Source organism: Allobosea sp. ASV33 (assembly GCF_016428755.1).
Taxonomy (GTDB): domain Bacteria; phylum Pseudomonadota; class Alphaproteobacteria; order Rhizobiales; family Beijerinckiaceae; genus Allobosea.
Window position 1 is genome coordinate 1 of the sequence record NZ_JAELTI010000143.1, and the last position, 9,645, is coordinate 9,645.

General features: G+C 69.0%; 10 protein-coding genes. 6 read left to right on the forward strand and 4 right to left on the reverse strand.

Annotated features, from left to right (window positions below; genetic code table 11):
• Together JHD80_RS25525 and JHD80_RS25530 are read right to left on the reverse strand one after the other, a co-directional pair.
• On the reverse strand, window positions 1–404 hold a 404-nt coding region (locus JHD80_RS25525; RefSeq protein ID WP_199093141.1), incomplete at its 3' end, for a tyrosine phosphatase family protein.
• A 123-nt stretch (window positions 405–527) separates the two neighbouring features.
• Window positions 528–1,733 carry a M20 aminoacylase family protein gene (locus tag JHD80_RS25530; RefSeq protein ID WP_199093144.1) on the reverse strand — a complete coding sequence of 402 codons (1,206 nt, stop codon included), beginning with the start codon at window positions 1,731–1,733 and terminating at the stop codon, window positions 528–530.
• A gap of 304 nt (window positions 1,734–2,037) precedes the next feature.
• Between JHD80_RS25530 and JHD80_RS25535 the strand changes: the two genes are divergently transcribed.
• The gene (locus tag JHD80_RS25535) at window positions 2,038–3,330 is read left to right on the forward strand and encodes an adenylosuccinate synthase (RefSeq protein ID WP_199093147.1); all 1,293 of its coding nucleotides are present in this window, start codon (window positions 2,038–2,040) and stop codon (window positions 3,328–3,330) included.
• Between the two features lie 31 nt (window positions 3,331–3,361).
• A complete protein-coding gene (locus JHD80_RS25540) occupies window positions 3,362–4,594 on the forward strand; it encodes a chromosomal replication initiator protein DnaA (RefSeq protein ID WP_199093149.1) in 1,233 nt (410 codons plus the stop codon).
• 183 nt (window positions 4,595–4,777) lie between these two features.
• Here JHD80_RS25540 and JHD80_RS25545 read toward each other — a convergent pair whose 3' ends face one another.
• The gene (locus JHD80_RS25545; protein WP_199093152.1) at window positions 4,778–5,725 is read right to left on the reverse strand and encodes a polyprenyl synthetase family protein; all 948 of its coding nucleotides are present in this window, start codon (window positions 5,723–5,725) and stop codon (window positions 4,778–4,780) included.
• 139 nt (window positions 5,726–5,864) lie between these two features.
• Between JHD80_RS25545 and mtgA the strand changes: the two genes are divergently transcribed.
• Both mtgA and rpmF read left to right on the forward strand, forming a co-directional pair.
• Entirely contained in the window at window positions 5,865–6,521 is a 657-nt protein-coding gene (mtgA, locus tag JHD80_RS25550) for a monofunctional biosynthetic peptidoglycan transglycosylase (RefSeq protein WP_465246558.1), read from the forward strand.
• A gap of 151 nt (window positions 6,522–6,672) precedes the next feature.
• A complete protein-coding gene (gene rpmF, locus JHD80_RS25555; protein WP_047582212.1) occupies window positions 6,673–6,858 on the forward strand; it encodes a 50S ribosomal protein L32 in 186 nt (61 codons plus the stop codon).
• Between the two features lie 72 nt (window positions 6,859–6,930).
• Here rpmF and JHD80_RS25560 read toward each other — a convergent pair whose 3' ends face one another.
• Window positions 6,931–7,143 carry a hypothetical protein gene (locus tag JHD80_RS25560; RefSeq protein ID WP_199093155.1) on the reverse strand — a complete coding sequence of 71 codons (213 nt, stop codon included), beginning with the start codon at window positions 7,141–7,143 and terminating at the stop codon, window positions 6,931–6,933.
• A gap of 172 nt (window positions 7,144–7,315) precedes the next feature.
• On the opposite strand from JHD80_RS25560, the gene JHD80_RS25565 reads away from it, so the two are divergent.
• Together JHD80_RS25565 and JHD80_RS25570 are read left to right on the forward strand one after the other, a co-directional pair.
• Entirely contained in the window at window positions 7,316–9,007 is a 1,692-nt protein-coding gene (locus JHD80_RS25565) for an EAL domain-containing protein (protein WP_199093158.1), read from the forward strand.
• Between the two features lie 326 nt (window positions 9,008–9,333).
• On the forward strand, window positions 9,334–9,645 hold a 312-nt coding region (locus tag JHD80_RS25570; protein ID WP_199093161.1), incomplete at its 3' end, for a DUF1254 domain-containing protein.

The window sequence follows — 9,645 nt, forward strand, 5'->3', positions numbered from 1 at the left end:
GGCCGGATCTCGCGCAGGCGCGCGAACAGCGTGTCCTCGTCCTCGGCCGCATCGGCCTGCGCCATCAAGGTCATCATCGCCGCCGTCGAGCGCGAAATGCCCATATGGCAATGCACCAGCAGATGGCCCTTCACGCGGCCCGTCGCGGTCTCGCGCAAACCCTCGCCGAAACTCAGGATCTCGCCGACATGCTCCGGCGCCGGCATGATCTGGCCGGGCCGCGGGTCGATGATGTCGTGGAAGCGCAGCGTGACGCGATGATGCTCGCCATAGGTCCCGAAGGCCTCGATCTCGGCGCGGTCGGGATCGAGCACGGAGAGCACATGCGTCACCTCGCGGGCGCTGTTCCCGGGCAGTTCATCGATGCCGCAGATCGTCAGGGTCGAGATGGACAGGGTCTTCATGGCGTGCCTCCGTTGCGGAGCCCGCCGCCTAGCGTTCCTGCGCCGGCTATACAACCACCGGAGGTGACGGGCTGCCCTGCATGATGGCAGCCGGCCCCGAAGGGCCGGCTGCGATGATCGTTCTCAGGCGGCCTTGGCCTGCGCGCCCTGCCCGAGCTCCTGATCGACGACGCCGACCCAATAGCGCACGCCGTCCGGGATGATCGCGTCGTTGAAATCATAGAGCGGCGTATGCAGGCCGACGAAGGAGCCGTCCGGGTTGACGCCGTTGCCGATGCGCATAAACGCACCCGGCCGCACCAGCATCATCTCGGCGAAATCCTCGCCGCCCGTGCCCGGCCGGAGCTGGCCGTTGACCTTGTCCGCCCCAACCGCCGCCGTCGCCGCAGCGACGCCGACCCGGACCTGCTCGGCCTCGTTGACCAGCGGGCTGGTGCCGCGATGGTAAGTGGCTTCCGCCTTGCAGCCCCAGGCCTGCGCGGTCGCCGCCGCCAGCTCGCCGATGCGGCGCTCGACGAGATCGCGCACTTCCATGGAATAGGTCCGCGCCGTGCCGCCGATGACGAGCTCTGAGGGGATCACGTTCGAGGCGTTGACGTCGCCGCCATGGATATAGCCGACGCTGATCACCGCCGTGTCGAGCGGGGCGACGTTGCGGCCGATGATGCCCTGCAGCCCGAGCACGAAATGCGCCTGCGCATAGGTGATGTCGGTCGAGCGATGCGGCTGCGAGCCGCCATGGCCGCCGACGCCGTGGAAGGTGACCTTCCACGAGTCAGCCGCCGCCAGGAACGGGCCGACTGTGGTGCCGAAGGTGCCGGGCGCCATGCCGGGCGTGTTGTGCAGGCCGTAGATCGCGTCGCAGGGGAAGCGCTCGAACAGCTTGTCGGCGAGCATCGCATTGGCGCCGCCGCGGCCTTCCTCGGCCGGCTGGAAGATCAGGTTGACGGTCCCTTCGAAATCCCGGTTCTCGGCGAGATAGCGCCCGGCCGCAAGCAGCATGGTGGTGTGCCCGTCATGGCCGCAGGCATGCATGCGGCCCGGATTCTTCGAGGAATAGGGCAGGTTCGTGGTCTCATCGAGCGCCAGGCAATCCATATCGGCGCGCAGGCCCACGGCCCGGCCCGGCCTGTTGCCGCGAATGACGCCGACGACGCCGGTCTTGCCGACATTCTCGGTGACCTCGACACCCCATTCGCGCAGCTTGTCGGCGACGAGCTTGGCCGTGCGGACTTCCTCGAGGCCGAGCTCGGGATGGGCATGGATGTCGCGGCGGATCGCGGTGAAGGCGGCGTGATGCTGGTCGAGCCAGGCGTCGAGCTTCGTCATGGTCGGTGAAATCCCCTCTCCTGTGGCCTGCCGCGGCATGGCCCCTCCAGTGCCGCGCGCTGACCCATAGCCCTTACGCCCGATTGTGGCAGCATCACTGCGCAGATGCTGCAGAGCCGCCATGCTCAGGCAGTTTATCCGCTGGAATCATGACCCCACCCGCCGAAAAACTTGACCTGCAGGCCGTGTTGGCCCATGAGGGCTTGCAAGGACCTGCCCCGAAACCCCGGCCTTGCGCCGGGGTTTTGCATTTGCGCGGGCCGCTTGCGTGAGGCAACGCGGAACAAGCAGGGACACCTCGCTCATGGCGAATGTTGTGGTGGTCGGCGCCCAGTGGGGCGACGAGGGCAAGGGCAAGATCGTCGACTGGCTCTCCAGCCAGGCCGATGTCGTCGTCAGGTTCCAGGGCGGCCATAATGCCGGCCACACCTTGGTCATCGACGGTGTCGTCTACAAGCTCTCGCTGCTGCCTTCCGGCATCGTCCGCCCCGGCAAGCTCTCGGTCATCGGCAACGGCGTCGTCGTCGATCCCTGGCACCTCGTCGAGGAGATCGGCAAGCTGCGCGCGCAAGGCGTCGCGATCACGCCGGACAACCTGCGCATCGCCGACAACGCCACGCTGATCCTGCCGCTGCACCGCGAGCTCGACCATTTCCGCGAGACCTCGAATGCCGGCATGAAGATCGGCACGACCAAGCGGGGCATCGGCCCGGCCTATGAGGACAAGGTCGGCCGCCGCGCCATCCGCGTCATCGATCTCAAGGACGACGCGCTGCTCGAGGCCAAGATCGAGCGCCTGCTCGCCCATCACAATGCCTTGCGCCGGGGCCTCGGCATCGGCGAGGTCGACGCCAAGGAGCTGCTCGGCCAGCTCAAGGCGATCGCGCCCGAAGTGCTGCCCTATGCCACCTCGGTCTGGGCGCTGCTCGATGCCGAGCGCCGCGCCGGCAAGCGCATCCTGTTCGAGGGCGCGCAGGGAGCGCTGCTCGATGTCGACCACGGCACCTATCCCTTCGTCACCTCATCGAACATCGTCGCCGGCCAGGCCGCGACCGGCTCCGGCATGGGACCGTCCGCCGTCGGCTATGTGCTGGGCATCGCCAAGGCCTACACCACCCGCGTCGGCGAAGGCCCCTTCCCGACAGAGCTCTTCGACGAGATCGGCGAATTGATCGGCCAGAAGGGCAAGGAATTCGGCGTCGTCACCGGCCGCAAGCGCCGCTGCGGCTGGTTCGATGCCTGCCTCGTGCGCCAGACGGTGAAGACCTCCGGCATCGACGGCATCGCGCTGACCAAGCTCGATATTCTCGACGGCTTCAAGGAGATCAAGGTCTGCGTCGGCTACAGGCTCGACGGCCAGGTTCTCGAGCACCTGCCGGCCGGCCAGAACGACCAGGCCCGCGTCGAGCCGATCTACGAGACCATCGAGGGCTGGGAAGGCTCCACCGCCAATGCCCGCTCCTGGGCCGATCTTCCGGCGCAGGCCATCAAGTACGTCCGCCGCATCGAGGAGCTGATCGGCGCCACCGTCGCCGTGCTCTCCACCAGCCCGGAGCGCGACGATACGATCCTCGTCCATAACCCCTTCGAGGGTTGACGCGGCGCATCAACAGCGACAAGTGAGGCCAATGGCCGACTTCTATCCGATCCTGGCGCGTGCGGTCGCCGGGCTGCCCGAAACCTCTCCCGAGGCCCGGCGCGCCATTTACGACCGGGCGCGGACGGCGCTCGTCGCGCAGTTGCGCGGGCTCGACCCGCCGCTGAGCGAGGCCGAGATCATGCGCGAGCGCCTGGCGCTCGACGAGGCCGTCGCCCGGATCGAGGCCGATCACGACGACGCGCCGGCCCCGCCGCCGGCTTCCGACGGCCCGGTGATCCGCACCGTCGAGAACCCGTCCTTGCCGATCCGCCCGCCGACGCCGAAGAAGGCGCCGGAATTCGCGCCGCTTCCGCCGGCCACCGGGCAGGAGGACGGCGAGCCGCTGCCCGAACCGGCGGAACCGCAGGTCGCCCGGCCGCGCGTGCAGCCGCCGCGCGAGCGGCGGGTCAAGCCCGGCCATATCCGCTCGGCCGTCGTCGGCGGCGTCGTGGCGGTCGCGGTCGCGGCGATCGCAGCGACCGCCATCTACGTTCACAAGCTCCGGCCGCAGGACACGCCGCGCCCGAACGGCGAGACCGCGCAGCGGACGCAGGCTCCCCAGCCCGAGAACGGCGGCAAGATCGCCGAGCGGGTCGGCGAGCCCCAGCAGAACCGCCCCGCCGGTGTCCCGCAGGGCAGCACGCCCGGCACGCCCGTGCCGCAGCCCGGCGGCGAGATCGCGGTCGCGCAGCGCGCCGTCCTCTTCGTCGAGGTGCCGGAAACCCCCCAGCAGCCGCAGGTCTCGAATGGCCGCGTGTTCTGGCGCCTCGACAGCGAGAGCGCCGGCCAGGGCCGCCCGATCGAGACGATCGTGCGCGCGACCGTCGAGATTCCCGATATCGGCCTGAGCCTCGACTTCACCATCCGCCGCAACACCGATTCGGCCTTCCCGGCCTCGCATATCATCGGCCTGCGCTTCACCAGCACCGGCGACCCCGCCACCCAGGCCGTCAAGGAAGTCGGCGTTCCCCAGTTCAAGACCGCGGAGGGCGAGCGCGGCGCGCCGCTCTCGGCGATCAACTCGGCGCTCGGCGACAATCTCTTCGTCGCCGCCTTGTCGAACGTGCCGGTCGAGGTCGAGCGCAATATCGATCTGATCCTCAACCGTAGCTGGATCGACGTGCCCGTGCGCTTCGCCTCCGGCCGCCGCGGCATCATCACCTTCGAGAAGGGCGTCTCCGGCAGCCAGACGCTCGCCGACGCCTTCGGGCGCTGGCAGTAAGAAGCCAGCACTCCGTTGTCCTGGCGCCAGGGCGTGCGGATTATCTCCGAAACCGCCTCGTCATCCCGGGCTTGACCCGGGATCCATCCTGGAGCGCTGACGCCCTTCGATGGATCCCGGATCGGCGCTGCTGCGCCGCTGGTCCGGGATGACGGCGTGTTTCCGCAAGAAATGGTAGCGGTTTTAGCTCTTCCGCTGCGCCGCGAAACGCGCCGCCGCCCTCAACACGTCCGCCTCGGGGCCGAAACCCGCCAAAGCTTCCATCGCCTCGGCGCTCAGCCGGTCGCGCTCGCGCTTGGCCCCAATGAGCCCGAGCGCGCCGACCAGCGTGCCCTTGCCCTTGTCGGCGTCCTTGGCCGTCGCCTTGCCCATCTGCGCGGCATCCGATTCGATGTCGAGGATGTCGTCGGCGATCTGGAAGGTCGCGCCAAGCGCCCGGCCATAGCGGCCGAGCGCCGCGAGCGCCGCCGCATCGGCGCCGCCCAGCCTGGCGCCGATCTCGACACTCGCCGCCAGCAGCGCCCCGGTCTTCATCGCCTGAAGCCGGCGGATCTCCGCCTCCGGAAGCGTTCCGCGCACGGCCTCGAAGCGCCCTTCCGCCGCCAGGTCGAGCATCTGGCCTCCGACCATGCCGCCAAGGCCGGAAGCGCGTGCGAGGCAACTGACCAGCGCCGCGCGCACCGCGCCGGATTCATGCGTCTCCTCGTCGGCCAGCACCTCGAAAGCGAGCGTGAGGAGCGCGTCGCCCGCCAGGATCGCCGTCGCCTCGTCGAAAGCCTTGTGCACGGTCGGCCGCCCCCTGCGCAGATCGTCGTCGTCCATCGCCGGCAGGTCGTCATGCACCAGCGAATAGCAATGCAGCAACTCGACCGCCGCACCCGCACGCCGCGCCTGCTCGGCCGGCACGCCCAGAAGCCTTGCCGTCTCGACGGTCAGGAAGGGCCGCAGCCGCTTGCCGCCACCCAGCGCGCCATGCCGCATCGCCGCAAGCAGGCGCGGCGGGCGGGCGATTTCGCAGCGGGTCGGGGTATCGGACAGCAGCGCCTCCAGCAGCGCTTCGATCGCGGCCGCATTCTGCGCCAGCCGGGCATCGAGATCGCCAGGGCTGGCCGGAGAGGTGACGGAACTCATGCGCGGGTCTCGCGTTCGCTGCCGGAAGGGGGGCCTTGCCGGACGCTGGCGGCATCGTCAAGCTGCGCCGCCTCGGGCCCGGGCCATGACGGCGGGGCCGATCGAACGGCAGCGGGGGTGAAGCAAGGTGCTGGGTAGGATTCTCGGCCTGTGCTTCCGGACCGCCCTCTGGCTGCTCCTCGCCCTCGCGGGCCTGATCGTGCTTTACCGATTCGTCCCCGTACCCTCGACGCTGATGCTCGGCCGCTGGCTGGTGCTGAAGCCGGTCGAGCGTGAATGGGTCCCGCTCGACCAGATCTCGCCCCATCTCGTGCGCGCCGTGATCGCCTCCGAGGACCAGCGCTTCTGCAGCCATCGCGGCGTCGACTGGGTCGAGCTCAACAAGGTGCTGGAGAACGAAGACGGGCCGAGCCGCGGCGCCTCGACGCTGACCATGCAGACCGCCAAGAACGTCTTCCTCTGGCCGGGCCGCTCCTATATCCGCAAGGGCCTTGAGATCCCGCTCGCGATGGCCATCGACCTCGCCTGGTCGAAGCCGCGCGTCATCGAGGTCTACTTGAACGTCGCCGAATGGGGCGAAGGCCTGTTCGGGGCGGAGGCCGCGGCGCAGCGCTATTTCCGCAAATCCGCCGCGCGGCTGACGGCCGGAGAGGCGGCGCGGCTCGCCGGCGCCCTGCCCAATCCGCTGCTGCGCGATCCGGCCAGGCCGAATCGCGCCCTGCAATCCGCCGCCGGGCGCAACCTGCGCCAGCTCGGCCAACTCGGTTCGCTGGGCGATTGCGCCTTGCCGGGCTAGAACCTGCCGCGCCGGCGAAGAAATCCGGATTCGGCACTAGCCATCCGCGCCCTGACGGTGTAAGGCCAACGCCTCACGAGATTGATCCGTCGCTGTGGCGGATGCGTGGCCTTGGGCCAGCGTCCGGGCGGTGGCATGATGGAGAAGTACAATGGCCGTTCCGAAGAGAAAGACGTCGCCGTCGAAGCGTGGCATGCGCCGCTCGGCCGACGCCCTGAAGCAGCCCACCTATATCGAGGACAAGAACTCGGGTGAGCTGCGCCGTCCGCACCATGTCGACCTGAAGAGCGGCATGTATCGCGGCCGTCAGGTCCTGAAGGTCAAGACCGACGCCTGAGACCTCCGGTCTTCGGCGCAGGCCTGCCTGCGAAAGTTCGAAACCGGCCGCAAGGCCGGTTTTTCTTTGTCTTCAGCGCCGCGCCGACAGTGGGCGAGCGCTGGCTGCCGGGGCGGCAAGCCGTGCCGCGGCCCGGTAGCAGCCTGCCGCCGCTTGCGGGCTCGCCCGCCCGCGCCGGGCGAAAGGCCCGATCTCCGCACGCGCCGCAGCCGCCTGCAGGAGCACCAGCGCCGATGCGTTGACATCGGCGGCGTTCCGTTCGGTCCAGCTTCCGGCCTCGGCCATGTATCACTCCGGCACACGCAACTTGTGACGGAGTCGTTAGTGCAAGGAATCAACCAGCCTTAACGCCGCGTTAATCAGGAATACCGCATCGTTTCGAAGCACTTCCCATCACATGGACAGGGCGTCGAAGCACCAGAACGGGGCTCCGTGGCCGTCCTATCGAGGCCGGCCGATGCCCTCCCCGTCGATCTTCAGCTTCCAGAACGGCGGCCCGGTTGATCCCCGCAGCGTCCTCTCCTCGATCGGCGAAGTCGTTTACGGCTGGGACATCCAGAGCGACGCCCTGAGCTGGGGGCCGAATGCCCGCGAAGTCCTCGGCGCGCTTCCCGAGCAGGCCATGCAGCGCGGTCTCGCCTTCGCCGGCCTGGTCGAGCCCGGCAGCGGGCCCAGCCGCTACGACGCGATCTTCTGTTCCAGCGAGCACGACGCGGGCGAAGGCGTCATCTACCGCACCCGCTACGCGATCGATCTCGCGGGGCGAAAGATGTGGGCCGAGGATACCGGCCGCTGGTTCGCCGGTAGCGATGGCTACCCGGCGAGCGCGCGCGGCGTGCTCCGGCTCGAACGTGCGGCCCGCACCGACGAGCTCGAGCAGTTCGGCAGCGAGCTGTGCGACCGCCCGGCCCTGGTCGAGCGAATCGGCCTGGCCCTGCAGGAACATCTGCCGGAGGAGCGGCCCGTCGTCGTCCTCGTCGCCGCGATCGACGAGCTCGCCCGCCTCAACGACGATTTCGGCCACGAGGCCACCGACGAGATCATCGCCACCGTGCATGAGCGCCTGCGCTCGGTGACGCGCCGGCGCGACCATCTCGTCCGCTATGCCGGCAACAGCTTCGCCATCCTCCTCGTCGGCTGCCCGCCCGAGCAGGTCGAATCCGCCGCCCGCCGCTTCATCAAGGTGGTCGCCCAGTCCGCGATCGAGACCAGCCGCGGCATCGCGCTGGTGCGGCTGCGCGTCGGCGCCGCCAGCGCCCCCGAGCTCGGCAGCCATGGCGGCGCGCTGCTGGCCGCGGCGGAAGGCGCCCTCACCAGCGCCCGCGCCGGAGCCGTCGATACGGCCGTGATGGCCAAGCCGCAGCCGCGGCGCAGCCCCGCGGCCGAGCAGGCCGGTTTCGACGTCCAGGCCATCGCCGCCCTGAACGACCGGCGCGTGCGCCTCGCGCTGCAGCCGATCGTCCGGACGCATTCGCGCGAGGTCGCGTTCCACGAGGCGCTGCTGCGCGTCGGCCAGGGCGAGACCGGCCTCTATTTCGCCTCGGCCGAGCTCATTCCGATGCTGGAGCGGCGCGGCCTCGTCCGGCTGTTCGACCAGCGCGTGCTCGAACTCGCGATCGAGATGCTCGCCGCCGATCCGAAGCTCAATCTCTCGGTCAACGTCTCGCCGCGCTCGCTGAACGATCCCGAATGGTTCGATGCCTTCGTCGCCTGCACGGCGGCCGCGCGCAGCAAGGCCTCGCGCCTCATCGTCGAGATTACCGAGACGGCGACGATCGAAAGTCCCGCGCGCATGGCCAAGCTGCTGGGGCGGATCAAGGACCAGGGCGCACGCATCGCGATCGACGATTTCGGCGCCGGCCACACCTCGCTCCGGCACCTGCGCGCCTTCCCGATCGACATCCTCAAGATCGACGGCGCCTTCACGCAGAACCTGCGCCGCTCCACCGACGACCGCTTCTATGTCCGCACCCTGGTCGAGCTCGCCGGCCATCTCGGCGTCGAGACGGTGGCGGAATGGGTCGATGACGAGATGCAGGCGAGCATGCTGCGCGACTGGGGCGTCACCTACCTGCAGGGCCATCTCGTGGGGCGGGCGGAAACGGTCGAGCCGCCGCAAGCCGCGCCGCGCCGGCTGGCGGTGGGCTGAGGCAGGCGCCGAGTTGACGACCGATCTGCGGTTCGGTTGGTAGCTGTCAACGACCCTTGGCGACCGTTGACGACGTCCGCTTCCGACGCGGTCACCTCCGGCTTGCTGCAACATCCAGTCTGGGAGCGCACACCCCGGCAGCAGGACAATATGCGCCGCGACGAGGTAACATGGATTGACCTTGCCCAAGCTCTGCTGGAGGTTGGCTTGCGTGACTTTCTTGATTGCGGCGACATATCGCTTCTAAGCGGGCTTCGGCCATGCCCGGACCGGCAACGGAGAACGACCGATGATCGTGAAACCGCAGGTGCGCCACGGCGCTGCTCATGTCCCTGGCGCTGGCTCCGGCCCTGCCATCGATCGGCTTCGCGCAGGCTCCCGCAGTGGCCACGCCCGACAGCAAGACGATCGAGGACGCCTATGTCTATCTGCTCGCCAGGGCGTTCGTGATCCGGCAGGAGCACACCGACCTCAAGGAGCCCGGCGTCGCCTACAACGTCATCAAGTACAACCCGCCGGGCTCGGCTGATTTCGTCAACCCGAACTTCGACGTCGCCTATCTGGAGGCCTGGATCGCCGTCGAAGACCGGGCGCCGGTGATACTGGAGGTGCCAGAGGTGAAGGGGCGGTACTACACC

What these genes read in the sequence shown, in the direction of transcription:
- JHD80_RS25530 (WP_199093144.1), bottom strand. Translation starts at nt 1,733, where the DNA reads ATGACGAAGCTCGACGCCTGGCTCGACCAGCATCACGCCGCCTTCACC.
- JHD80_RS25535 (WP_199093147.1), top strand. Translation starts at nt 2,038, where the DNA reads ATGGCGAATGTTGTGGTGGTCGGCGCCCAGTGGGGCGACGAGGGCAAG.
- JHD80_RS25540 (WP_199093149.1), top strand. Translation starts at nt 3,362, where the DNA reads ATGGCCGACTTCTATCCGATCCTGGCGCGTGCGGTCGCCGGGCTGCCC.
- JHD80_RS25545 (WP_199093152.1), bottom strand. Translation starts at nt 5,725, where the DNA reads ATGAGTTCCGTCACCTCTCCGGCCAGCCCTGGCGATCTCGATGCCCGG.
- rpmF (WP_047582212.1), top strand. Translation starts at nt 6,673, where the DNA reads ATGGCCGTTCCGAAGAGAAAGACGTCGCCGTCGAAGCGTGGCATGCGC.
- JHD80_RS25560 (WP_199093155.1), bottom strand. Translation starts at nt 7,143, where the DNA reads ATGGCCGAGGCCGGAAGCTGGACCGAACGGAACGCCGCCGATGTCAAC.
- JHD80_RS25565 (WP_199093158.1), top strand. Translation starts at nt 7,316, where the DNA reads ATGCCCTCCCCGTCGATCTTCAGCTTCCAGAACGGCGGCCCGGTTGAT.